At 72.1% G+C, this 24087-nt stretch carries 18 protein-coding genes; 7 read left to right on the top strand and 11 right to left on the bottom strand.

Features of this window, described 5'->3' with window-relative positions; translation table 11 throughout:
• Nucleotides 1-373 precede the first annotated feature (373 nt).
• Nucleotides 374-1417: an isopenicillin N synthase family dioxygenase gene (locus OG718_RS25460; RefSeq protein WP_328845251.1), complete on the top strand. Its 1044-nt coding sequence runs from the start codon at nucleotides 374-376 to the stop codon at nucleotides 1415-1417.
• Between the two features lie 73 nt (nucleotides 1418-1490).
• Here the strand turns inward: OG718_RS25460 and OG718_RS25465 are convergent, their stop codons facing one another.
• Complete coding sequence (locus tag OG718_RS25465) at nucleotides 1491-2591, bottom strand: citrate synthase 2 (RefSeq protein WP_143639761.1); 1101 nt, start codon at nucleotides 2589-2591, stop codon at nucleotides 1491-1493.
• 299 nt (nucleotides 2592-2890) lie between these two features.
• Between OG718_RS25465 and pdxH the strand changes: the two genes are divergently transcribed.
• Nucleotides 2891-3556, top strand: a complete 666-nt coding sequence (pdxH, locus tag OG718_RS25470) for a pyridoxamine 5'-phosphate oxidase (protein WP_328845252.1) — start codon at nucleotides 2891-2893, stop codon at nucleotides 3554-3556.
• Between the two features lie 12 nt (nucleotides 3557-3568).
• Here pdxH and OG718_RS25475 read toward each other — a convergent pair whose 3' ends face one another.
• The 10 genes from OG718_RS25475 to OG718_RS25520 all read right to left on the bottom strand — a co-directional run bounded on the left by OG718_RS25475 (nucleotide 3569) and on the right by OG718_RS25520 (nucleotide 18534).
• Nucleotides 3569-4207, bottom strand: a complete 639-nt coding sequence (locus OG718_RS25475) for a TetR/AcrR family transcriptional regulator (protein ID WP_143639757.1) — start codon at nucleotides 4205-4207, stop codon at nucleotides 3569-3571.
• On the bottom strand, nucleotides 4195-4965 hold the full coding sequence (locus OG718_RS25480; RefSeq protein ID WP_328845253.1) for an enoyl-CoA hydratase family protein: 771 nt from the start codon (nucleotides 4963-4965) through the stop codon (nucleotides 4195-4197). Before OG718_RS25480 ends, OG718_RS25475 begins: the two co-directional genes overlap by 13 nt.
• The gene (locus OG718_RS25485; protein WP_143639979.1) at nucleotides 4962-6527 is read right to left on the bottom strand and encodes a 4-coumarate--CoA ligase family protein; all 1566 of its coding nucleotides are present in this window, start codon (nucleotides 6525-6527) and stop codon (nucleotides 4962-4964) included. The genes OG718_RS25480 and OG718_RS25485 overlap by 4 nt, the downstream gene beginning before the upstream one ends.
• A gap of 46 nt (nucleotides 6528-6573) precedes the next feature.
• Nucleotides 6574-7734 (bottom strand): acyl-CoA dehydrogenase family protein, encoded by a 1161-nt coding sequence (locus tag OG718_RS25490; protein ID WP_328845254.1) that lies wholly within the window; start codon nucleotides 7732-7734, stop codon nucleotides 6574-6576.
• A gap of 107 nt (nucleotides 7735-7841) precedes the next feature.
• Nucleotides 7842-9713: an acetyl/propionyl/methylcrotonyl-CoA carboxylase subunit alpha gene (locus tag OG718_RS25495; protein ID WP_328845255.1), complete on the bottom strand. Its 1872-nt coding sequence runs from the start codon at nucleotides 9711-9713 to the stop codon at nucleotides 7842-7844.
• Between the two features lie 8 nt (nucleotides 9714-9721).
• Nucleotides 9722-11329, bottom strand: a complete 1608-nt coding sequence (locus tag OG718_RS25500; protein WP_328845256.1) for an acyl-CoA carboxylase subunit beta — start codon at nucleotides 11327-11329, stop codon at nucleotides 9722-9724.
• Nucleotides 11326-13008, bottom strand: a complete 1683-nt coding sequence (locus OG718_RS25505) for an acyclic terpene utilization AtuA family protein (RefSeq protein WP_443055355.1) — start codon at nucleotides 13006-13008, stop codon at nucleotides 11326-11328. The genes OG718_RS25500 and OG718_RS25505 overlap by 4 nt, the downstream gene beginning before the upstream one ends.
• A gap of 140 nt (nucleotides 13009-13148) precedes the next feature.
• Nucleotides 13149-13949 carry a TIGR03084 family metal-binding protein gene (locus OG718_RS25510; protein ID WP_328845258.1) on the bottom strand — a complete coding sequence of 267 codons (801 nt, stop codon included), beginning with the start codon at nucleotides 13947-13949 and terminating at the stop codon, nucleotides 13149-13151.
• A gap of 252 nt (nucleotides 13950-14201) precedes the next feature.
• A complete protein-coding gene (locus OG718_RS25515) occupies nucleotides 14202-15128 on the bottom strand; it encodes an EamA family transporter (RefSeq protein ID WP_143639977.1) in 927 nt (308 codons plus the stop codon).
• A 316-nt stretch (nucleotides 15129-15444) separates the two neighbouring features.
• Nucleotides 15445-18534, bottom strand: coding sequence for an FAD-binding and (Fe-S)-binding domain-containing protein (locus OG718_RS25520; RefSeq protein WP_328845259.1), 3090 nt, complete (start codon nucleotides 18532-18534; stop codon nucleotides 15445-15447).
• A gap of 190 nt (nucleotides 18535-18724) precedes the next feature.
• Between OG718_RS25520 and OG718_RS25525 the strand changes: the two genes are divergently transcribed.
• The 5 genes from OG718_RS25525 (at nucleotide 18725) to OG718_RS25545 (ending at nucleotide 23846) form a co-directional block, all read left to right on the top strand.
• Nucleotides 18725-20986, top strand: a complete 2262-nt coding sequence (locus OG718_RS25525; protein WP_328845260.1) for a sensor histidine kinase — start codon at nucleotides 18725-18727, stop codon at nucleotides 20984-20986.
• A 101-nt stretch (nucleotides 20987-21087) separates the two neighbouring features.
• Nucleotides 21088-21477, top strand: a complete 390-nt coding sequence (locus OG718_RS25530) for a roadblock/LC7 domain-containing protein (protein ID WP_260695368.1) — start codon at nucleotides 21088-21090, stop codon at nucleotides 21475-21477.
• Nucleotides 21474-21830, top strand: a complete 357-nt coding sequence (locus tag OG718_RS25535; RefSeq protein WP_143639742.1) for a DUF742 domain-containing protein — start codon at nucleotides 21474-21476, stop codon at nucleotides 21828-21830. Before OG718_RS25530 ends, OG718_RS25535 begins: the two co-directional genes overlap by 4 nt.
• Nucleotides 21811-22584 carry a GTP-binding protein gene (locus OG718_RS25540; RefSeq protein WP_143639740.1) on the top strand — a complete coding sequence of 258 codons (774 nt, stop codon included), beginning with the start codon at nucleotides 21811-21813 and terminating at the stop codon, nucleotides 22582-22584. The genes OG718_RS25535 and OG718_RS25540 overlap by 20 nt, the downstream gene beginning before the upstream one ends.
• Nucleotides 22581-23846, top strand: a complete 1266-nt coding sequence (locus OG718_RS25545) for a cytochrome P450 (RefSeq protein ID WP_328845261.1) — start codon at nucleotides 22581-22583, stop codon at nucleotides 23844-23846. Before OG718_RS25540 ends, OG718_RS25545 begins: the two co-directional genes overlap by 4 nt.
• Nucleotides 23847-24087 lie beyond the last annotated feature (241 nt).

Consider the following 24087-nt stretch of genomic DNA (forward strand, 5'->3'; position numbering starts at 1 on the left):
CACCACATTCAGTGCGGTGCCGGACCAGCGCGTGAGACGAGCGTGCGGCCGGCCCAATCTCAGCAGTCACCCGACCCGCGAGCTCGCCGGTAAGTCCGGCCGGCTCCCTCCTCGGAGGGAACCAGAGTTCGCGGGTCGTCTGCGTTTCGCAGGTGTGTGAGGCGCGGCACTGGCGTATTGGGTGAGCCGGAGTACTCTTGCGCCATGCTTCCGATGCTCGTTCGACGCCGTCACGTGGATTACGTGCGCGTCACGAGCATGGGCTGTCGGCGTTCCGCCTGACCTCAGCCCCCTCTTTTCTCCATCTGGCACCTGCGGGCCCGCCCCATCCTCGGCGGCTGCCCCGGGCCCGTAACTCATGCGGACGCACACCATGACGAACCTGAACGTGGCGACGAACCTGTCGAACCAGCCGTATCAGCAGCTTCCGATCATTGATCTTTCCGCGGCCGATCGTGGGCCGCAGGCGCGTGCGCTGCTGCACGCGCAGTTGCACAGTGCCGCGCACGACGTGGGGTTCTTCCAGCTCGTGGGGCACGGGGTGGGGGAAGGCGAGACAGCCGCCCTGCTCGGCGCGATGCGTCGGTTCTTCGCGCTTCCGGAGGCCGACCGGCTCGCGATCGACAACGTCAACTCGCCGCATTTCCGCGGCTATACGCGGACCGGTGACGAGCGCACTGGTGGCAGCCGGGACTGGCGCGACCAGCTCGACATAGGTGCGGAACGGCCCGCGCGGACACCCGGTCCCGGTGAGCCCGCGTACTGGTGGCTGGAGGGACCCAACCAGTGGCCGGCCGCGCTGCCGGAGCTGCGTACCGCCGCCCTGGCGTGGATCGACCGGCTCAGCTCCGTCGCGGCGCGGCTGCTGCGCGAGCTGCTCACCGCCATCGGGGCGCCCGCCGGTTTCTACGAGCCCGTGTTCGGCGAGCGTGCCCATCCGCATCTGAAGCTGGTCCGGTATCCGGGCAGTGCGGGGGACGGCGCCGGTCAGGGGGTCGGGGCGCACAAGGACTACGGGTTCCTGACGCTGTTGTTGCAGGACCAGGTGGGCGGGTTGCAGGTGCAGCGGGAGGACGGGCTGTTCCATGACGTGCCGCCGATCCCGGGGGCGTTCGTGGTGAATCTGGGTGAGCTGCTGGAGGTGGCCACCGACGGGTATCTCGTCGCCACCAACCACCGGGTGGTGAGTCCGGCCGGTGCCACCGAGCGGTTCTCCGTGCCGTTCTTCTACAACCCCCGGCTCGACGCCCGGATCGAGCCGCTGCCCTTCCCGTACGCCTCCGCGGCGCCCGGGGTGACGAGCGACCCGGCGAACCCGCTCTTCGCGGAGTACGGACGGAACGAGCTGAAGGGCAAGCTGCGGGCGCATCCGCTGGTCGCGGCCCGTCATCACGCGGAGCTGCTGGTCCCCGCGTGAGACAGGTGTGGCGGCACCCCGTGGGGCGCCGCCACATGGGCCGTGCGCACATGGGCTGTGCACACATGAGAAATCAGTGGGCGATGTCCTCGTAGCCCTGGACCTCGCGCGGGTTGCGGGTGCCCGGTCCCACATAGCGGGCGGAGGGGCGGACGAGCCGGCCCGTGCGCTTCTGTTCCAGGATGTGCGCGGACCAGCCGGCGGTGCGGGCGCAGGTGAACATCGAGGTGAACATGTGGGCGGGGACCTCGGCGAAGTCGAGGACGATGGCGGCCCAGAACTCGACGTTCGTGGCGAGGACGCGGTCCGGGCGGCGGGCGTGGAGCTCTGCCAGAGCCGCCTTCTCCAGGGCTTCGGCGACCTCGAAGCGGGGGGCGCCGAGTTCGCGGGCGGTGCGGCGCAGGACGCGTGCGCGGGGGTCCTCGGCGCGGTACACGCGGTGGCCGAAGCCCATGAGCCGTTCGCCCTTGTCGAGGGCCTGGCGGACGTAGGCGTCGGCGTCGCCGGTGCGTTCGATCTCCTCGATCATGCCGAGGACGCGGGAGGGGGCGCCGCCGTGCAGCGGTCCTGACATGGCGCCGACGGCGCCGGAGAGGGCCGCCGCCACGTCGGCGCCGGTGGAGGCGATGACGCGGGCCGTGAAGGTGGACGCGTTCATGCCGTGCTCGGCGGCGGACGTCCAGTAGGCGTCGACGGCCGCGACGTGCTTGGGGTCGGGCTCGCCGCGCCAGCGGATCATGAAGCGTTCGACGACGGACTGGGCCTTGTCGATCTCGCGCTGCGGGACCATGGGCAGGCCCTGGCCGCGGGCGGACTGGGCGACGTACGAGAGGGCCATGACGGCGGCGCGGGCGAGGTCGGCGCGGGCCTGCTGCTCGTCGATGTCGAGGAGGGGGCGCAGGCCCCACACGGGTGCCAGCATGGCGAGCGCGGACTGGACGTCGACGCGGATGTCGCCGGAGTGGACGGGGATCGGGAACGGCTCGGCGGGCGGCAGGCCGGGGTTGAAGGCTCCGTCGACGAGCAGCCCCCAGACGTTGCCGAAGGAGACGTGGCCGACCAGATCCTCGATGTCGACGCCCCGGTACCGCAGGGCGCCGCCCTCCTTGTCCGGTTCGGCGATCTCCGTCTCGAAAGCTACGACTCCTTCGAGCCCGGGTACGAAGTCGGACATCAGGCGGCTCCTCATGATGTGTGCGACAGATGGTTTGTGGGGTGTGCGAGGGTGCTCGTGACCATATGTCTGTGACGGGTGGCCGTCCGGTTCCGCGGTCGCCTCGTGGACTCGCGGTCCGTACGTCACCCCGGTGATGCCCCGTCCGGATGGCGGTCACCCAACCGTTTCGGAAGCAGGACGATATCCCTTGGTGTCACCTTTGGGGAGAGTACGCGGCACTGAGTGCCACGGCATGACGAAGGCCACGCCCGCCGGGAGCTCCTCTGCCACCGTTCGGAATACGGCAGGATGACCGCGTGACCGACCGTGAGCCCGTCCTCGACCCCGCGTTGATGCGCAAGCACTACCGGGCCGAGGGAATCGACGAGACCGAGCTGGCCGACCACCCGATGGAGCAGTTCGCGCGCTGGTTCGCCCTGGCCGCGACCGATGGCCTGGTGTACGAGCCGAACGCCATGGTCGTCTCCACCGCGGACGCCGAGGGGCGGCCCAGCTCCCGCACGGTCCTGCTGAAGCAGTACGACGAACAGGGTTTCGTCTTCTTCACCAACTACGAGTCCCGCAAGGCGCGCGACCTCGCCGACAACCCGTACGTCTCTCTGCTCTTCCCATGGCACGCGATGGCCCGGCAGGTCATCGTCAGCGGCACTGCTCGGCGCACGGGCCGTGACGAGACGGCCGCGTACTTCCGCACCCGTCCGCACGGCTCCCAGCTCGGTGCCTGGACGAGCACCCAGTCCGCGGTGATCTCCTCCCGCGCCGAACTGGACACCGCGTACGCCGAACTGGCCACCCGCCACCCCGAGGGCGAGCAGGTCCCGGTCCCCCCGAACTGGGGCGGCTTCCGCGTCGCCCCGCAGTCGATCGAGTTCTGGCAGGGCCGCGAGAACCGCCTCCACGACCGTCTGCGCTATGTGACCCGGGAGGACGGGTCGTGGCGGCTGGAGCGGCTCAGTCCGTGAGGGAGAGGGCCCTCAGCCCAGCACCCCGTCCAGGATTTTCGACCACTGGGCGACCACTCGTTCGCGGCGGGCCTTGTCGTCCGTGAGGAGGTTGGCCAGGCCGAGGCCGCGGGACATGTCGAGGAGGCCCTGGACGGTTTCCCGGGCGCCGGGGCGGGATTCGTCGGCGTTCAGGAGTTCCACGGCTATGCGGTGGGTCTCGCGGCCGACGCGGGCTTCCAACTCGGTTACGCGGGGGCGTAGTTGAGCTTCGTTGGAGGCGGCCACCCAGAGGTGGAGGGCGGCTCGGAACAGGGGGCCGGTGTAGAGGTCGACGAGGGCGGCGACGACCGCGTGGCGGTCCGTGGGGCCGTCGGGGAACAGGTCGCGCAGGGCGGTGGAGCGTTCTTCGGCGACGTACTCGACGGCTGCCGTGAAGAGGTCCTCGCGGGTCGGGAAGTGGTGCTGGGCGGCGCCCCGGGAGACGCCGGCGCGTTCGGCGACGACGGAGACCGTGGAGCCGGCCCAGCCGTGTTCGGCGAGGCAGGCGACCGCGGCTTCGAGGAGGCGCTGCCGGGTGGCCCGGCTGCGGTCCTGTTTGGGTGCGCGCTCGGCCGGCGGCGCGCCGTTCACCACGCCGCCGGTCGTGGCGCCACCGTTCAGCACACCCATGGAGGATCCCGTCGTTCGAGGAAGGCCGTCATTCCCTCGCGGGCCTGCGGGGAGGAGAACAGCCGGGCCGAGAGCGCGGTGAGGTCGGCCGCGTCCCGGTCGAAGGTGTCCAGCACCTTAGCCGTGAGCAGCCGTTTCGTCTCGGCGAGCCCTTGCGGGGAGGATCGGCGCAGTCCGTCGAGCACGGGCGCGAGTACGTCGTCGGCGTCGTCGCCCGCCGCCGTGACGAGGCCGATCCGGGCGGCTTCGTCCGCGTCGAACTTCTCCCCCGTGAGGTAGTAGCGGGCCACCGCGCGCGGGTCGAGGCGTGGCAGCAGGGGCAGCGAGATCACGGCGGGGGCGACCCCGATGCGTACCTCCGTGAAGGCGAACGTGGCCTGCTGGGAGGCGACGGCGATGTCGCAGGCGCCGAGCAGTCCGAGGCCGCCCGCGCGCACATGGCCTGTGACGCGGGCGACGACGGGTTTGGGCAGTTCGACGATCTGGCGCAGCAGGGCGACCAGGGTGTCGGGGGCATGGGGGTCCCCCCGCTCGAGCGAAGTCGAGAGTGGGGGAGGGTCGCGCAGGTCCGCGCCCGCGCTGAAGGTGTTGCCGGTGTGGGTGAGGACGACGGCGCGTACGTCACCGTCCTTGCCGCACTCCGTGAGCGCGTCCGCGAGTTCCCCCACCAGCTGGGCCGAGAGGGCGTTGCGCCGCTCGGGCGCGTCGAGTGCGAGGGTGGTGATCCCGCGCTCGTACGACCGCCGCACCACTGTCATGCGCGCTCCCTCAGTTCTCGTCGCAGGATCTTGCCAGAGGCCGCCCTGGGCACGCCTTCGATGAAGACGACCTGCCTGACCTTCTTGTACGGGGCGACGCGCTCGGCGACGTACCCCATGACCTCGTCCTCGGTGAGGTCCTCCGCGGCCGGCTGGCGCACCACGTACGCGTGCGGCCGTTCGTTGTTGTCGCTGTCGTAGACGCCGATGACGGCGGCGTCGGCGATGCCGGGGTGCGTGAGCAGGAGGGCCTCCAGTTCGGCGGGGGCCACCTGGAAGCCCTTGTACTTGATGAGTTCCTTGACGCGGTCGACGACGTACAGCCAGCCGCCCGCGTCGATGTGCCCGACGTCCCCGGTGTGCAGCCAGCCGTGCTCGTCGATCATCGCGGCGGTCGCCTCGGGGCGGCCGAGGTAGCCCTTCATGACCTGCGGTCCGCGGATGACGATCTCGCCGCGTTCGTCGACGCCGACGTCCTTGCCGGGGTCGTCGAGGGAAACGATGCGCATCTCCGTGCCGGGGATGAGTTTTCCGACGCTTCCGGGGGGCGGGTTCGCGGAGTCGCGGGGTACGACGTGCGTGCCGGGCGAGAGTTCCGTCATGCCGTACGCCTGGCCGACGGGCGGCAGTCCCAGCCTGCGCGAACAGGCCTCCGCCAGTTCGGCGTCCAGGGGCGCGGCCGCGCTGATGATGTACTCCAGGGACGACAGGTCGTAGCCCTCGACGGCGGGGTGCTTGGCGAGGGCGAGGACGATCGGCGGGGCCACGTACAGGCCTGTGATGCGGTGTTTCTCGATGGCCGCGAGGAACGATTCGAGGTCGAAGCGCGGCAGGACGACGACGGTGGCGCCCTGCCTTAGCGGCGCGTTCATGAGGGCCGTCAGCCCGTAGATGTGGAAGAACGGCAGGACGGCGAGGATGCGGTCGCCGGGGCCCATCGGCATGGTGGGTGACAGTTGGGCCAGGTTGGTGGCGATGTTCCGGTGGGTGAGCATCACGCCCTTGGGGATGCCGGTCGTCCCGGAGGAGTACGGGAGGGCCGCCACGTCCTCTGCGGGGTCGATGTCGATCCGCGGCTCGGGGGCCGTGGAGCCCAGCATGTCGAACAGGGACCGGTGCCCGGGTGCCTGGTCGCAGACGAAGATCTCCCGTACGCCGCCCGCGAGTTCGGCCGCCGTACGGGCCGTCTCCAGGAGCGGTGACACGGTGACGATCCACTCGGCCCTGCAGTCCCGCAGCTGCTTGGCGAACTCCTCGGGTGTGGCGAGCGGGTGCACGGTCGTGACCGAGGCCCCCGCGCGCGTGGCGGCGAAGAACGCCACCGGGAAGGCGACGGTGTTGGGGCTGTGCAGCGCCAGCACGTCGCCCTTGCGGACCCCGAGGTCGGCGAGCGCGGCGGCGATCCGCCGGTGGAACGTGTCGAGTTGGGCGTAGGTGAGGGTCATCCCGTCCACGCCGTCGATCAGCGCGGGTGTGTCGCCCCGGGAGGCGGCGCGGCCCAGCACCGCCTCGTGGATGGGTTCTTCGACGGCGGGGACGTCTTCGTACTCGCTGCGGAACACCATGGCGGGCCCTTTCCAGGAGCCGGAAGTTGTACGGGAGATAGTGCTAGTAGGACTTCGGCAGGCCCAGGGTCTGGTGCGAGACGTAGTTGAGGATCATCTCCCGGCTGACGGGCGCGATCCGGGCCACCCGGGACGCGGTGATGAGGGTCGCGAGGCCGAACTCACCGGTCAGGCCGTTGCCGCCGAGGGTGTGCACGGACTGGTCGACCGCTTTCACACAGGCTTCGGCGGCGGCGTACTTGGCCATGTTGGCGGCCTCTCCGGCTCCCGCGTCGTCCCCGGAGTCGTACAGGAAGGCCGCCTTCTGCATCATCAGACGGGCGAGTTCCAGGTCGATGTGGGCCTGCGCCAGGGGGTGCGCGATGGCCTGGTGGGCGCCGATCGGGTCCCGCCAGACGGTGCGTTCGCGGGCGTAGGTGACGGCCCTGGAGAGGGCGTAGCGGCCCATGCCGATCGCGAAGGCGGCGGTCATGATGCGCTCGGGGTTGAGGCCGGCGAAGAGCTGGAGCAGGCCCGCGTCCTCGTCTCCGACGAGTGCGTCGGCGGGCAGGCGTACGTCGTCGAGGGTCAGCTCGAACTGCTTCTCCGCGCCGTGCAGTTCCATGTCGATCTGCCGCCGCTCGAAGCCGGAGGCGTCGCGCGGGACGATGAACAGGCAGGGCTTGAGCTTGCCCGTACGGGCGTCCTCAGCGCGGCCGACGATGAGCGTGGCGTCCGCGATGTCCACGCCGGAGATGAAGACCTTGCGGCCCGTGAGGATCCAGTCGGTTCCGTCCCGGCGGGCCGTCGTGGTGATGCGGTGGCTGTTGGAGCCGGCGTCGGGTTCGGTGATGCCGAACGCCATGGTGCGGGTGCCGTCGGCCAGGGCCGGGAGCCAGTCCTGCTTTTGGTCCGCTGTTCCGAAGCGGGCGATCACGGTGCCGCAGATGGCCGGGGAGACGACCATCATGAGGAGGGGGCAGCCCGCGGCGCCCAACTCCTCCAGGACGATGGAGAGTTCGGCGATGCCGCCGCCTCCGCCGCCGTATGCCTCCGGCAGGTTGACGCCCAGGTAGCCCAGCTTGGCTGCCTCTGACCAGAGTTCGTCGGGGTGGGCGCCCGCGGCGATGACCTTGGTGAGGTATTCGCGGCCGTAGCGGGTGCCGAGGGCGGCTACGGCTGCTCGGAGGGCCTTGTGTTCGTCTGTTTCGAGGACCGTTGTCATTGGGGGCTCCTCAGGGGGAGGGGGTTCGTGGCGTTTGGAGGGTGCGGGTTCGTCGTGGCTGGGTGCGCAGTTCCCCGCGCCCCTAAAAGCAGCCGGTCCCGACGCCCCTAAAGAGGCGGCTCTTGCTGGACGACCGCCAACAATGCGCCCACCTCGACCTGCTGCCCCGGAGTCGCGTGCAGGGCCGTGAGTGTGCCTGTCGCCGGGGCTGTGATCTTGTGTTCCATCTTCATTGCCTCCAGCCAGATGAGGGGGTCTCCGGCCTGTACGGCGGAGCCGGTGGTCAGGCCGTCGGCGATTCGGGCGACCGTGCCGGGCATGGGGGCCAGGAGGGAGCCGGGGGCCTGCTGGGCGGTGGGGTCCGGGAAGCGGGGCAGGGCGGTGAGTGCGGTGGTGTTCACGTAGACGCGGTCGTCGTGGCGGGTGACGTCGAACTTCCGCCGTACGCCGTCGATTTCGAGTACGACGAGATCAGCGGTGGCGCTCAGCACGCGGACGCCGTCGGCCGTCAGGCCCTCGCGGGTGTGCCGGTAGTGGACCTCGTGTTCGCCGTCCGCCGAGGCGTAGCGCTTGGTCTGGGGCTGGGAGGGCAGGTTGCGCCAGCCGCCGAACCGGGAGCGGCCGTGGGCGTCCGCGAGGGCGGCGGCCAAGGGGGCGTACGGGTCCGGGTCGGCCGTGGTGAGGTCGGTCAGGTGGCGTTCGTAGAAGGCCGTGTCCATGCGGGCCGTCGTGAACTCCTCGTGGCGCAGGGAGCGTACGAGGAGGTCGCGGTTGGTGACGGGGCCGTGGATCGTGGCCCGCTCCAGGGCTCCGGCGAGCCGGCGGATCGCCTCCGCGCGCGTGGGGGCGTACGCGACGGCCTTGGCGAGCATGGCGTCGTAGTGGACGCCGATCGTGTCGCCGTCCTCGTAGCCGGTGTCCAGGCGGATGCCGGGTACGGAGAGGCGGTGCAGGGTGCCGGTCTGCGGGGCCCAGTTCTGGGCGGGGTCCTCGGCGTAGAGGCGGGCCTCGACGGCGTGGCCGGACGACTGCGGTGGTTCGCCGTCCAGCCGCGCTCCCTCGGCGACGCTCAGCTGCAGGGCGACCAGGTCGATGCCGAACACCGCTTCCGTCACCGGGTGTTCGACCTGGAGGCGGGTGTTCATCTCCAGGAAGTGGACGTCCTCCCCGGAGACCAGGAACTCGACGGTGCCCGCGCCCGCGTAGGTGATCGTGCGGGCGGCGGCCGTCGCCGCGGAGCGCAGGCGCCGTTCGACTCCGGGGGCGAGGGCCGGCGCGGGGGCCTCCTCGATCACCTTCTGGTGGCGGCGCTGGAGGGAGCAGTCGCGGGTGCCATAGGCCCACACGGTGCCGTGGGTGTCGGCGACGATCTGCACCTCGACATGGCGTCCGTGCTCGACGTACGGCTCGACGAAGACCGTGCCGTCCCCGAAGGCGCCCTGGGCCTCGGCCGACGCGGCCTCCAACTCGCTCTTGAGGTCGGCGAGTTCGCGGACGATCCGCATGCCCCGGCCGCCGCCGCCCGACGCCGCCTTCACGAGGACGGGCAGATCGGCCTCGGTCACCGTGTCGGGGTCCAGGGGAGCGAGCAGCGGCACCCCGGCGGCCGCCATCAGCTCCTTGGCGCGGGTCTTGGAGGCCATCGCCTCGATCGCCTCGGGCGGGGGGCCGATCCAGACCAGGCCCGCGTCGAGGACGGCCCGCGCGAAGTCGGCGTTCTCCGACAGGAAGCCGTATCCGGGGTGGACGGCCTCCGCTCCGGCCGTCAGGGCGGCCTTCACGATCAGCTCGCCGCGCAGATACGTCTCGGAGGGCGTCGAGCCCGGCAGGCGTACCGCGGTGTCGGCCACGCGCGTGTGGAGGGCGTTCTCGTCGGCGTCCGAGTAGACGGCGACAGTTCGGATGTCCAACTCACGGCAGGTGCGGAAGACGCGGCAGGCGATCTCGCCCCGGTTGGCGACCAGAAGACTCGAAATCATGGGACCTCTCACATCCGGAAGACGCCGAAGCCGCCGCGTGCGCCTTCGTAGGGCGCCGTGTGGATCGCGGACAGGCACAGGCCGAGGACGGTGCGGGTGTCGCGGGGGTCGATGACCCCGTCGTCGTACAGCCGCCCGGACAGGAACATCGGCAGGGACTCGGACTCGATCTGCTGCTCGACCATGGCGCGCAGGGCGGCGTCGGCGTCCTCGTCGTAGGGCTGCCCCTTCGCGGCGGCGGACTGCCGGGCGACGATCGACAGGACACCCGCGAGCTGCTGGGGGCCCATGACGGCGGATTTGGCGCTGGGCCAGGCGAACAGGAAGCGCGGGTCGTAGGCGCGGCCGCACATGCCGTAGTGGCCCGCTCCGTAGGAGGCGCCCATGAGCACGGAGAGGTGGGGTACGCGGCTGTTGCTCACCGCGTTGATCATCATCGCGCCGTGCTTGATGATGCCGCCCTGTTCGTACTCCTTGCCGACCATGTAGCCGGTGGTGTTGTGCAGGAAGAGGAGCGGGATGTCGCGCTGGTTGGCGAGCTGGATGAACTGGGCCGCCTTCTGGGACTCCTCGCTGAACAGCACGCCCTGGGCGTTGGCGAGGATGCCGACGGGGTAGCCGTGGAGCGTCGCCCAGCCCGTCGTGAGGCTCGTTCCGTAGAGGGGCTTGAACTCGTCGAAGTCGGAGGCGTCGACGAGGCGCGCGACGACCTCGCGGGGGTCGAAGGGGGTGCGCAGATCCCCGGGGACGATGCCGAGCAGTTCGTCCTCGTCGTACTTGGGCGGGGCGGCCGGGCCCGGATCTCCGTACGCCTTGCGGTGGTTGAGGCGGGCGACGACGCGCCGCGCCTGTCTGAGGGCGTCCTGCTCGTCGACGGCGAAGTAGTCGGCGAGGCCCGACACGCGCGCGTGCATCTCGGCGCCGCCCAGCGACTCGTCGTCGCTCTCCTCGCCGGTGGCCATCTTCACGAGCGGCGGGCCGCCGAGGAAGACCTTCGCCCGCTCCTTGACCATGATCACGTGGTCGGACATGCCGGGGATGTACGCGCCGCCCGCGGTGGAGTTCCCGAAGACGACGGCGACGGTCGGGATGCCGGCCGCCGAAAGCCGGGTGATGTCACGGAAGATGGCACCCCCGGGGATGAAGATCTCCTTCTGGGAGGGCAGGTCGGCGCCGCCGGACTCGACGAGGCTGATGCAGGGCAGGCGGTTGGCGAGCGCGATGTCGTTCGCCCTGAGGGCCTTCTTCAGGCTCCAGGGGTTGCTGGCGCCGCCGCGCACGGTCGGGTCGTTCGCCGTGATCAGGCACTCCACGCCCTCGACGACCCCGATGCCGGTGACGAGCGAGGCGCCGACCGTGTACTCGGGGGAGGCGCTCCCCCAGGCGGCGAGAGGCGACAGCTCCAAGAAGGGTGTGTCGGGGTCGAGGAGCAGCTCGATGCGCTCTCGGGCGAGCAGTTTGCCGCGCTTTCTGTGCCGGGCGACGTACTTCTCGCCGCCGCCCGCGAGGGCCTTCGCGTGCTCCGTGCCGAGCTCGGTGAGCTTGGCGAGCATGGCCTCGCGGTGGGCGGCGTAGTCCGGGGAGGCGGTGTCCAGCGCGGACGCCAGGACCGTCACAGCAGTACCTCCGGGATGTCGAGGTGGCGGGAGCGCAGCCATTCGCCGAGGGCCTTGGCCTGCGGATCGAAACGGTGCTGGGCCGCGACGCCCTCGCCGAGCACTCCCTCCACTACGAAGTTGAGGGCGCGCAGGTTCGGCAGGACATGGCGTACGACGGTCAAGCCGGCGGTTTCCGGAAGGAGTTCGCGGAACCGGTCGGTGGTGAGGGTGTGCGCCAGCCAGCGCCAGGCGTCGTCCGTGCAGGCCCAGACGCCGACGTTCGCGTTGCCCCCCTTGTCGCCGCTGCGGGCTCCGGCGACGAGGCCGAGGGGGGCACGGCGGGTCGGTCCCTGGAGTGGGGATCCGGGCAGCGGTTCCGGCAGCCGGGGTTCCTCCAGCGGCTCCAGTACGCGGGTGACCTGGGCCGGCATCACATGGATCCGGTGCCCGTCGTGGAGGACTGCCATATGGTCCACGTCGCCATGGGGGACGTACACATCCTCGAAGACCCCATAGGGCGCGCCCTTTCCAGGTGGCGCCAACACATGGAATCCGGGGTAGCTGCCGAGCGCCAGCTCGACGGCGGCTCCGCTGAGGGTCCGGCCGACCGTGTCCTGGTCGGGGTCGCGCACGACGAGCCGGAGGAGGGCGCTGGCCGTCTCCTCGGTGGGGGCGTCCGGGTGATCGGTGCGGGCGAGGTCCCAACGGACGTCGGCCGGGCGGGACTTGGCCGCCATGAGCGCGGTCTCCAGCTGGGCCCGTACGAGCGCGGCCTTCTTCTCGATGTCGAGCCCGGTCAGGACGAAGACGACCTCGTTGCGGAAGCCGCCGAGCCGGTTGAGCCCGACCTTGAGGGTGGGCGGCGGGGCCTCGCCGCGCACACCGTCGATCCGTACCCGGTCGGGGCCCTCCTGGGTGAGCCGGACCGAGTCGAGGCGCGCGGTGACGTCGGGGCCCGCGTACCGGGCGCCGGACGTCTCGTACAGGAGCTGGGCGGTGACCGTGCCGAGATCCACGACGCCGCCGGTGCCGTCGTGCTTGGTGATGACGCTCGTGCCGTCCTCGTGGATCTCGGCGACGGGGAAGCCCGGGTGGTGCAGGCGCTCCGGGGCGTGCTCGGCGAAGAAGGCGTAGTTGCCGCCGGTGGCCTGCGTGCCGCACTCCAGGACGTGCCCGGCGACGACGGCACCCGCGAGCCGGTCGTACTCCCCCACGCTCGACTGCGCTCGCGCGGGGGGACCCCCACCCGGTGCCCAGCCGAAGTGGGCGGCGGCCGGTCCCGTGACCAGGGCGGCGTCCGTGACGCGGCCGGTGACGACGATGTCCGCGCCCTCGCGGAGGCAGGTGGCGATGCCTTCGCCCCCGAGGTAGGCGTGCGCGGCGAGGCTCTTGGGGTGGCGTGCGGTGAGGTCGTCGCCCTCTACGTGCGCGACGCGCGCCGGGATGCCGAGCCGCTGGGCCAGCTCCCTCACGGCGTCGGCGAGTCCGGCCGGATTGAGGCCGCCGGCGTTGGCGACGATCCGTACGCCCTTCTCGTGCGCGAGCCCGAGGCACTCCTCCAACTGCCGCAGGAAGGTGCGCGCGTAGCCGCCGGACGGGTTCTTGAGGCGGTCGCGGCCGAGGATGAGCATGGTCAGTTCGGCGAGATAGTCGCCGGTCAGGACGTCCAGGGGTCCACCGGTGAGCATCTCCCGCATCGCGTCGAACCGGTCACCGTAGAAGCCGGAGGCGTTGCCGATGCGGAGAGGGTGGGGACGGGGACGGGCTTCAGGGGCGGGCGTCGATCCAGCGGTGGGGCCGGGCGGGACGTCGGGTGTCGATCCGGTCATGGGGTCGGTCATCCTGTGGCCCCCTTCGGTGCGCGGCCTGTTCCCGGCGGCCCCGCGAAGGCCTGCGCGATGTCGAGCCAGCGGTCGGCGTCGGCCCCTTGTGCCCGTACGGCGAGATCGGCGCGGTGGGCCCGCCGGGTGACGAGCAGGCAGAAGTCGAGGGCGGGGCCGGTGACGCGCTGGGCGGCGTCCTCGGGGCCGTACGTCCACAACGTGCCGTCGCCGGAGGGTGCCGTCAGCTCGACCCGGAACTCCTCCTCCGGCGCGCTCAGCCCCCGCACTCCGAAGGCGAAGTCCCGGGCCCGCACCCCGATGCGCGCCACATGCCGCAGCCGGTCGGTGGGTGGCCTCGTCACATGCAACGCGTCGGCGATGTCCTGGCCGTGGGCCCAGGTCTCCATGAGCCGGGCCGTCGCCATGGAGGCGGCGGACATGGGCGGCCCGTACCAGGGGAGGCGCACTCCTCTGGGTGTCGAACACAGCGCCTTGTGCAGGGCGTCGCGCCCGGCGCGCCACTCGGCGAGCAGCCGTGCGGGCGGCAGCCCGGCGCCTTCCTCGGCCCCCTCGTCGACGAAGCGGTCCGGGGCGGCGAGCGCCTTCTCGACCTCCGCCCCGAAGGCCGCCAGGTCGGTCGCCGCGAGCAGCGCCGACCGGTCGGTCCAGGCGAGATGCGCGATCTGATGGGCGACGGTCCAGCCCGCCGCCGGGGTCGCGAGCGCCCAGGCGTCCTCGCTCAACTCCCCCACCAGCCGGTCGAGTTCCTCGCTCTCGTCGCGCAGATCGTCGAACACGGGCGTCGGATCGGTCACGATGCGCTCCCCTCGGGCACGGCGGTGTGCGGCGCGGTGTGCAGGAGCATGGCAGTGGTCGCAGAAACAAGCAAGCGTGCTTGCATTATTGAAACCGGGATGGCGGACGGCACGCCTGGGCCGGGAGAACCCCATCGACTGGGGAGAAACCCGGACGACCAGGGAGAGACCCGCCGGCCGGCGGCGCCGGTGCCGTCTCGCCTCCGGGGCGGAGTCCAGCGGCGCTCGGGCCTCTCGCCGCCGGGGCGGCGTCTAGGAGTCCAGCCCCTTCGCCCTGCCCCGGCCCACCTGTGTCCGTACCGCCCCCATGCTCGCCGCGATGACGAGTGTGATCGCCAGGGCCTCCGTCATGGACAGGGTCTGGCTCAGGACCAGGAAGCCGGCGATCGAGGCGACGGCCGGTTCGAGGCTCATGAGGACGGCGAAGGTGGAGGCGGGCAGACGGCGGAGGGCGAGAAGTTCGAGTGTGTAGGGGAGCACGGAGGAGAGGACGGCGACGGCGGAGCCCAGCGCGATCGTGGTCGGGTCCAGCAGTTTCGTGCCGGACTCGACGAGGCCCAGGGGCAGGAACAGCACCGCCGCGACCGCCATGGCGAGCGCCAGCCCGTCGGCCTGCGGGAAGCGCCGCCCCGTACGGGCGCTGAAGAGGATGTACGCGGCCCACATGGCGCCGGCCGACAGGGCGAACGCGACACCGACCGGGTCGAGGCTGTCGAAGCCTCCGCCGCCGAGGAGGAAGACGCCGCCGAGGGCGAGGCCGGCCCAGACGAAGTTGAGGGCGCGACGGGAGGCCACCACCGAGAGCACGAGGGGGCCGAGCACCTCCAGCGTAACGGCGGGGCCGAGCGGGATGCGGGCGACCGACTGGTAGAAGAGGCCGTTCATCGCGGCCATCGTGATGCCGAAGACGACGACGGTGCCCCAGTCGACGCGCGAGTGCCCGCGCAGTTTGGGGCGGCAGACCACGAGCATCACGATCGCGGCGACCACGAGGCGGAGCGTGACGACACCGAGCGCTCCGGTGCGCGGCATCAGGGTCACGGCGAGGGCGCCGCCGAACTGGACGGAGATGCCTCCGGCGAGCACGAGCCCCACGGGGCCGAGGGCCCGGATCCCCCGCGGGCCGCCCGCCGGGCCGGCCGTCGGGCCGGTCCCGGGGCCGGCTCCCGGGTCGGACACGGGGGACGGGCCGGCGACGGCGGCCGCGGGGTCGGCGACCGACGGGGACCGGTCAGCGCTGGGGATGTTCACGGGGCCGTCCAGGAAGTTCGGGTCGAGAGCTGTTGTACGTTGCAGTGCATCGTGGTGGACTTGCCGGTCCAGGGTAATGGACTCGGTCAGGGCTGTACAACAGTTTTGCAGCTTACGCTGCGGTGAAATGTCGGCCGGCCGGGTGCGGGTTCGTTGTGGCTGGTCGCTCCCCCGCTCTCGGCTCCGCTCGACCGGGAGGGGCCCCCATCGCGGCGGAGCCGCAAATGTCACAGCCGCGCGCCCCTCAGCCGTCCAGACCCTCCGCCAGCACCTCGGCCAGGTGTCTGCCCTTCCGGTCTCCGAGCTGTTCGAGTTGGGTGCGGCACGAGAAGCCGTCCGCCAGGACCACCGGTTCCTCCCCCGCCGCCCGAACCGCCGGCAGCAGTTGTTCCTCCGCGCAGGCCACCGACACTTCGTGGTGCCCCTTCTCGAAGCCGAAGTTGCCTGCCAGGCCGCAGCAGCCGCCGGAGAGTTCACCGGTCAGGCCCGCTGCCGTGCGCAGGCGGCGGTCGGGAGCGTCGCCGAGGATCGCGTGCTGGTGGCAGTGGGTCTGGCCCACGACCGGACGGTCCAGGCGGGGCGGGGTCCAGTGCGGGTCGGCGTGGCGCTCCAGCGCCTCCGCGAAGGTCACGACCGCCGACGCCAGGATGTGGGCGCGCGGATCGTCGGGCAGCAGCTCGGGCAGATCCGTGCGCAGGGCGGCGGCGCAGCTGGGTTCGAGGACGACGACGGGCGGGGGCTCCCCGGGGATGGACGGATCCCCGAGCGGATACAGCAGGTCGAGGGTGCGGCGCATCACCTTGCGGGCGCGGTCCAGCTGGCCCGTCGAGACGTAGGTCAGGCCGCAGCAGACCCGGCCGCGGGGAACCGGGCGCGGAACGGTCCACGAGTCCGGGCCTGGGTCCGCCCCCGGGTCCGCCGCTGGGTCCGCCGGCGGCTGACCCGCCGGGTCCGGGCCGGTCGGCGCTCCGTCGCCCGGTGTCCCGCCCGGTGGTGGCCGCAATCCCATGGTCGGCCTCCGCCGAAGCCGGCTGCTCACGGCCGGCACCCGCGGAAGCCCCTTGTCCATCGGCGGCCACGGCAGCACTCTCATCCCCGCCGCCTCCAGGACCCGCGTGGCCGCCTTTCCTACGGACGGCGACAGATACTCGGTGAAGGTGTCCGGCCAGAGGATGACCAGCTTGGGCGGGTCGCCGTCCGTGTACTCGACGCACTCGTCGTACTCCACGCCCGCGCGCATTGCCGACCGTGCCTGCGCCCTGGCCCTGCGGCCCCACCACCGGGTGAACGTCTCCCCCGCCACCCGCGGAATCCTCCGCTCGGGCGCGATCCCGCCCAGCCGCTTGGCGAGTGCCTCCAACGGGCGTACGGAGGTGAGGGCGTTGACCAGCCGTGCCGTACGCGAACGGTCCACCATCCGCAGCCAGACCGGCAGCCACCCCATCGCATAGTGGGCCGCGGGCCGCCGACGGCCTTCGTAGTGGTGGTGCAGGAACTCCGCCTTGTACGTGGCCATGTCGACGCCGACCGGGCAGTCGGAGCGGCAGCCCTTGCAGGACAGGCACAGGTCCAGTGCGTCGCGGACCTCCGTGGACGCCCAGCCGTCGGTGACGATCTCGCCCGCGAGCATCTCGTGCAGCAGCCGGGCACGCCCGCGTGTGGAGTGCTCCTCCTCGCCGGTCGCGCGGAAGGAGGGGCACATGACGCCGGAGCCCGGACCGGCCGTCTCCGTGCGGCACTTGGCGACGCCCACGCATCTGCGGACCGCCGCCGAGAAGTCGCCTCCGTCGTGCGGGTAGCCGAAGGCCACGTCCACCGGCTCGCGCGGGAGCACGGCGAATCGCAGGTTCTCGTCCAGGGCGGCGGGCCGGACCAGCATTCCCGGGTTGAGCAGGCCGTCCGGGTCCCACACCGACTTGGCCCGCTCGAAGAGGGCGACCATCTCCTCCCCGTACATCTTCGGGAGCAGTTCGGCGCGGGCCTGTCCGTCGCCGTGTTCCCCGGAGAGCGAGCCGCCGTGGGCGACCACCAGCTCCGCCAGCTCCTCCGAGAAGCGGCGGAAGCGGCCGATGCCCTCGCGGGAGAGCAGGTCGAAGTCGATGCGTACGTGAATGCAGCCGTCCCCGAAGTGCCCGTACGGCGTGCCGCGCAGTCCGTGGGAAGTCAGCAGGCCCCTGAAGTCCCGCAGGTACGGGCCGAGTCGGGCCGGGGGCACAGCGCAGTCCTCCCAGCCGGGCCAGGCCTCGGTGCCGTCCGGCATCCGGGTCGCCGTGCCGCTCGCGTCCTCGCGGACCCGCCACAGGGCCCGCTGGCCGGCCGGGTCGGTGACCACGAGGGAGTCGACGACGTCCGCGGCACGCACGATCACGTCCGCACGCGCGCGTGCCTCCGCCGCCGTCCCGCCGCCCGTCTCCACGAACAGCCAGGCGCCGCCCCTGGGCAGTCCCGCGTCCGCCCGTACGAGATCGGCCGCCATGCCCTCCACCGTCAACGGCCGGTGCGGCAGCAGGCCCGCGGCGGCCTCGGCCGCCGCGCTCTCGTCCGCGTACGCCAGCACGGCCAGCGCACGCGCGCGTGGGGCCTCGACCAGCGCGACGACCGCCTCCGTCAGCACGCCCAGGGTGCCCTCGGAGCCGCAGAAGGAGCGGGCGACGTCGGCGCCCTTCTCGGGGAGCAGCGCGTCCAGCGCATACCCCGAGATACGGCGGGGCAGGTCCGGGAAGCCGGTGCGCAGCCGCCCCAGCTCCCCCTCCACCAGGGCCCGCAGCCCTTCCGGAGCGCCGGACCATGACCTGCCCGGCGACAGGAACTCGCCTCTGGCCGTCACCACGGACAGCCCGCGCACGCTGTCGGCCGTCGTACCCCAGGCCACCGAGTGCGACCCGCACGAGTTGTTGCCGATCATTCCGCCGAGCGTGCACCGGCCGTGGGTCGACGGGTCGGGCCCGAAGCGCAGGCCGTGCGGCGCGGCCGCCTCCTGGAGGCGGTCCAGGACGACCCCCGGCTGGACCACGGCCGTGCGCGCCTGCGCGTCCAGGGACACGATCCGGTTCATGTGGCGGGTGAAGTCCAGCACCACACCCGTGCCGGTCGCCTGTCCCGCGATCGACGTACCACCACCGCGCGCGACGACCGGCACACGGAGACGGGAGCAGACGGACAGCGCCGCCGCCACGTCGTCGGCGTCTCTCGGGGCGACCACGCCGAGCGGCACGCGCCGGTAGTTGGACGCGTCCATCGTGGTCAGCGCCCTCGCCGTCGCGTCGAAGGCGACCTCTCCGCGCACGGCTTTCCGCAGCTCCGACCGCAACTCCCCGAGATCCATTTCCGTCATGCCTCCAAGAATGCCCCCCGTCACTGACAGTGACCCCGGGCGAGCGAAGGAGGGTCGGCCCCCGGATTGGGGACGACTTGTGAAAGCGGGCACGAATCCTGCGCGGTCCGATCACGAACTCTCATATAGTGACCGCCAGTTGAGCACCATGTGTCGCATCCCACCCAGGACACGACCGAGGACACGATTGATGACCGCGCCCACCCCGCAAGCGCGCCCCACCCCAGATCGGCCGTCTCCGGCGCACCTCGGCGGGGAGCGACCTCGCCTGCGTGCCGTCGTGCTCGCCCCGCTCCTCGCCGCCGTACCGGCTGCGCTCGCCGTCGGCGCCGCGGTCGCCCTGGCCCCCGCGTCCGTGCGCGTGCCCCTCGCCTGGGGCGGCAGCGCGGGCGTCGTCCTGCTGTGCCTGGCCGTCGCCGTGGCGAGCCGCGCCATGGCGACGTCGCGATTACTCGTCCGCCGCCTCGAAGCGGTGTCCCAGGAGGCCGGCCGACTGCTCCAGGAGCACGCCCGCCTCACCGAGGAGTCCGCGCGCGAACGCGCGCGTCTGACTGACGACCACACCCGGGAACGCGCCCGCCTCGCCGAGCAGAACACCCACCAGAAGGTCCGCCTGGCCGCCGAACTCGACCGGGAGCGCGTCCGCCTCGGCGCCGAGCACGCGCGCGTGGCCGACGAACTGCGGCAGGCGAGAACCGAACGCGCCGCCGCGATCTCGGCCGCCGCCAACACCGCGGGACGGCTGCAGGCCCTGGCCACGAGCATGCTCGCCGACCTGCGCGCCATGGAGGAGCGGCACCCCGACGAGGACGTACTCACCGACCTCCTCCACCTCGACCACCGCACAGCACAGGCGGGCCGCCTCGCCGACTCCGTCGCCGTCCTCGCGGGCGCGCGCTCGGGCCGCCGCTGGGCGCGGCCCATCGTCATGGAGTCGATCCTGCGCGGCGCGATGGGCCGGATCAGCGGCTACCAGCGCGTACGCGTGCACTCGTCGAGCGAGGCCGCCGTGGCCGGGCACGCCGCCGAGGGCGTGATGCACGCGCTCGCCGAAATCCTCGACAACGCCGCGAACTTCTCTCCTCCGACGGCCGAAGTGCACGTCTACGTAGAGGAGGTTCCGGCCGGAGTCATCATCTCCGTGGAGGACAGCGGGCTGGTGATGGGCGACGTGCAGCTGCGCCGCGCCGAACGTGCCGTCTCGGGCGAGGAGGCGGAACTCGGCGGCCTCAGCGGCACCCGGCTGGGCCTCGCGGTCGTCGGCCGCCTCTCCCGCAAGTACGGCCTGAAGGTCTCCTTCCGCCCCTCCGCGCGCGGCGGCACGGGCGTCCTGGTGCTCATCCCCCAGGACATCCTCGCGAACCCGGCGTCGACCGCGACACAGACGCCGACACCGACGCAGACTTCGGCTTCGGCATCGGCATCGGCATCGGCTTCGGCATCGGACCCGGCTTCGGCTTCTTGGGCGTCGGCTTCGACGCCGACGTCAACAACCGCCTCAGCTCCGGAGGCTGCTCCGACGCCGACCTGGTCCTCCACCGCGACTCCGGACGCTGCTCCGACTCCGGCCTGGTCCTCCACCGCGACTCCGGAACCGGCCTCGACAACCGGCGCCGCCCCGACGTCGGCTTGGGCCTCGTCCTCGTCCTCGTCCTCGGCGGCCGCCCCGACATCGGCTTCGGACCCGGCTTCCGCGTCGGCTGCGGCCGCTGCACCGGCTTCCGCATCCGACTCCGGCTCCGGCTCCGGTTCCAGCTCCGAATCCGCGTCGGCCTTCACCTCGGCCCCGGCATCGGCTCTGGGCCACGTACCGGCCGAGCCCCAGGTACCGACCGCGAACCCGGCCTCCGCCTCGGCCTCGGCACCCGGCCCGGCCGTGGCCTGGGTCCCGATTCCGGCCGCCCATGAGGCAAATGAAACGTATGGGTCTCCTGGAACTCATGGCACCCGTGGGCCCCATGGCGCCCACGCCGCCCGTCACGGCCGCGAGCCCGAGGCGCCCGACCCGGCGCCCCAGTCCTGGCCCCAGCCCCAGCCCTGGCCCCGCCCCCAGGAGTCGTACGCCGCCGCGCACGCCCTCTCCGACCTGGACCCGGAGCCCGTGCCGGCCCACGGCTCCCCGCTCCAGCCCGTGGTCGCCGACCCCCTCGTCAGCCTCCCCAAGCGCCACCGCGGCCGCACCCTCGCCGAGGCGGAGGCCGAAGTGGAGGCCCAGCGCTCCCGCAACAGACCCCCGGCCGCGCTCGACGGCCATGACGACTCCGACGGTCCCGACCGCTCCGGCGCCCCCTACTCCCCGGAGGTCCCCGGCTCCGGTCCCGACGACGTGATGACCCGCGCCGCCCGCTTCAGCAGTTTCCGCCAAGCCGTCCGAGGGACGTCGGCGGAGGAGCCCGTACAAGCCCGTACGAGCCCTGCCACCTCCCACCCGGAAAGCGACCCCACTTCATGACCGGCCCCACCGGCCCCATCGGCAGCACGGCCACGGCCGCCATCGCCGCATCCGCCTCCCCCACCACCTACTCCTCCACCGAGGAGAAGCTGACCTGGCTCATGCAGGGCATGCTGGCGCGCACCCCCGGCGCCCGGCACGCGCTCGTGCTCTCGCGGGACGGCCTGAAGCTGTGCCGCACGCCGGAACTCTCCGTCGACCAGGCCGACCAGCTCGCCGCCATCGCCGCCGGTATCCAGTCGCTGTCCCACGGGGCGTCCATGGAGTTCGGGGACGGCACCGGGGGCGTACGGTCGGCGATGGCCGAGTTCTACGGCGGGGTCCTGTTCATCGTAGAGGCGGGCGAGGGCGCACACCTGGCCCTGGTCACGGCCGAGGAGGCGGACCCCGGGCTCATCGGGCACAACATGGCCGAACTCGTGGAACAGCTCGGCGACCACCTGAGCTCACAGCCTCGTACGTCACTGAGCGCGCAGCCACGCACGTCATGAGCCGGCCGGGCAGGGACGACGCGCCCGACCGGCTCTACACCGTCACGCAAGGACGCAGCCGGTCCACGCCCGGAACCCCGTTCGACCTGGTGACCCTGGTCGTCGCCGAGTGCGACGCGGTCCCCGGCATGCAGTCGGAGCACGCGGCGATCCTGCGCCTCGCAGAACGGCCCACCGCCGTCGCGGAGGTCGCCGCGGAGCTGCGGCTGCCGGTCAGCATCACGAAGATCCTGCTCTCCGACCTCCTCGCCGAGGGCCGCGTCAGCGCCCGCCACCCGCGCAGGGCCGCAATCGCCGGCCGCCCCGATCCCGACATCCTGGAGCAGGTGCTCGTTGGACTCCGCAACCTCTGAACCGACCGCCGACGCCCGTACGCCCGACGCCCATGCGGCAGAGGACCCTGCACCCGAGGACCGTGCGCCCGAGGTTCGTACGCCCCTGGAGGCGTCCGCCGACAACGGGCTGAAGATCGTGGTCGTCGGCGGTTTCGGTGTCGGCAAGACGACGATGATCCACTCGGTGAGCGAGATCCGCCCCCTCAGTACCGAGGAGACGATCACGGGGGCCGGCGGGACGGTCGACGACGTCAGTGCGGTGCCCGGCAAGTCCCGGACCACCGTGGCCTTCGACTTCGGCCGCATCACGCTCAGCGCCCGCACCGTGCTCTACCTCTTCGGCGCGCCGGGCCAGGAGCGCTTCTGGTACCTCTGGGACCGGCTCTTCACCGGCGCGCTCGGTGCGGTCGTCCTCGTCGACACCCGGCGCATCGACGACTCCTGGTACGCCATCGACCGGCTCGAACGTCTCGGTACGCCGTTCATCGTCGCCCGCAACGACTTCGGCGGCCCCGCCCACACGCTCCAACAGGTCCGTGACGCGCTCGACCTCGCCCCGCACATCCCGCTCGTCGACTGCGACGCCCGCTCGCGCGACTCCGGCAAACGCGTCCTGATCACGCTGATCGAGCACATCAAGAGCCTGTACCTCGCCGACAACCCGCAGGTCGTCGAGCGCGTGCGGGCCGCCAGGAGTCCGTACGCGGCCGAGGGCGCCGCCGGTACACCGCAGGACCATGTCTCCGTACCCCCGCAGGAGTTGGCCCGGTGAACCCCGCCCCCGTGCGCCTCCACGGGCCCCGGTTCCTGGCCGAACCCGCCGAGTTGTACCGGGAGTTGAGGCGCGAGCACGGTTCCGTGGCGTCGGTGCTGCTCGACGGGGACATCCCGGCCTGGCTCGTGCTCGGCTACCGCGAGCTGCACCAGGTCACCGGGGATCCCGTGCTGTTCAGCCGCGACTCCGGCCTCTGGAACCAGTGGGACCGGGTCCCCGGCGACTGGCCGCTGCTGCCGCTGATCGGCCGCGGCCAGCCGTCCATCCTCTACACCGTCGGCGAACGCCATCGCGAGCGGGCCGCGATGGTCAGCGACGCCCTCGAAGCCGTCGACGCCTTCGAACTGCGCACGCTCGCCGAGCGGTTCGCCGACGAACTGATCGACGCGGTGTGCGCCAAGGGCGCGACGGACCTGGTCGTGGACTACGCGGCCCTGCTCCCCGTACGTGTCCTGGCCACCCTCTACGGCTTCGCCGACGAACAGGGTCCCGGGCTCGTCGCCGCCCTGAACGACATGGTCGACGGGCACGAGGGGGCCATCGCCGGGCAGTTGCACGTGGCCGCCGCGATGGCCCACCTGGTGGCGGACCGGGCGGCGCGCCCCGCGGACGACGTGGTCAGCCGGATGCTCGCGCGGGGACACGCGGGAGGGCATGCAGGAGGCCACGGTGGAGGGGCCGCGGGCGGCTTCACTCACGAGGAGATCACTCAGGACCTGATGGTCATGATGGCCGCGGGGCACCAGCCGACCGCCGACTGGATCGGCAACTCGCTGCGGCTGATGCTCACGGACGAGCGGTTCGCGGCCTCGCTCTTCGGTGGCCGGCGCAGTGTCGCCGAGGCCATGAACGAGGTGCTGTGGGAGGACACGCCCACGCAGAACGTGGCCGGGCGCTGGGCCGCCCGCGACACGCGGCTCGGGGGTCGGGCCGTACGCGCCGGTGACCTCCTGCTCCTCGGCCTCCAGGCCGCCAACCACGACCCGCAGGTCCGCACCCACAGCTCCGCCCTGACCGGCGGCAACAGCGCCCACTTCTCCTTCGGCCACGGCGAACACCGCTGCCCTTTCCCGGCCCAGGAGATAGCGGAGGTCATCGCCCGCACGGCCATCGAGGTAGTCCTGGACCGCCTCCCGGACATCGACCTGGCCGTCCCCGTCAAGTCCCTGGCCCGCCGTCCCTCCCCTTGGCTACGGGGCCTGACATCCCTCCCGGTCCGCTTCACCCCGGCCCCACCTGTGGGCGGCACGCGCCCCTGACCACGGCCTTTTCTCGCCCCCGCCGCCCCTACCCGTTCCCGTCACCACTCGGGGGCTCCGCCCCCGAACCCCCGCTCCTCAAACGCCGGAGAGGCTGAATACATTGCGGCCCGGGCCGACATTTCAGCCCGTCCGGCGTTTGAGGACGAGGCCGTTCAGGCCGACAAGGGGGGTCTGGGGGCGCAGCCCCCAGGGACGGGAAGGGTAAGGGCGGCGGGGGCGAAGGAAACCCGGCGGCACC

This window comes from Streptomyces sp. NBC_00258 (assembly GCF_036182465.1).
GTDB lineage: Bacteria > Actinomycetota > Actinomycetes > Streptomycetales > Streptomycetaceae > Streptomyces.

Bases quoted from the DNA above. Each gene is read 5' to 3' on its own strand.
- OG718_RS25535 (WP_143639742.1), top strand. From the start codon at position 21,474: ATGAGCCGGCCGGGCAGGGACGACGCGCCCGACCGGCTCTACACCGTC.
- OG718_RS25475 (WP_143639757.1), bottom strand. From the start codon at position 4,207: ATGGGTGTGCTGAACGGTGGCGCCACGACCGGCGGCGTGGTGAACGGC.
- OG718_RS25525 (WP_328845260.1), top strand. From the start codon at position 18,725: ATGACCGCGCCCACCCCGCAAGCGCGCCCCACCCCAGATCGGCCGTCT.
- OG718_RS25460 (WP_328845251.1), top strand. From the start codon at position 374: ATGACGAACCTGAACGTGGCGACGAACCTGTCGAACCAGCCGTATCAG.
- OG718_RS25520 (WP_328845259.1), bottom strand. From the start codon at position 18,534: ATGACGGAAATGGATCTCGGGGAGTTGCGGTCGGAGCTGCGGAAAGCC.
- OG718_RS25490 (WP_328845254.1), bottom strand. From the start codon at position 7,734: ATGACAACGGTCCTCGAAACAGACGAACACAAGGCCCTCCGAGCAGCC.
- OG718_RS25530 (WP_260695368.1), top strand. From the start codon at position 21,088: ATGCAGGGCATGCTGGCGCGCACCCCCGGCGCCCGGCACGCGCTCGTG.
- OG718_RS25505 (WP_443055355.1), bottom strand. From the start codon at position 13,008: ATGCGGGAGATGCTCACCGGTGGACCCCTGGACGTCCTGACCGGCGAC.
- OG718_RS25495 (WP_328845255.1), bottom strand. From the start codon at position 9,713: ATGATTTCGAGTCTTCTGGTCGCCAACCGGGGCGAGATCGCCTGCCGC.
- OG718_RS25480 (WP_328845253.1), bottom strand. From the start codon at position 4,965: ATGACAGTGGTGCGGCGGTCGTACGAGCGCGGGATCACCACCCTCGCA.
- OG718_RS25465 (WP_143639761.1), bottom strand. From the start codon at position 2,591: ATGTCCGACTTCGTACCCGGGCTCGAAGGAGTCGTAGCTTTCGAGACG.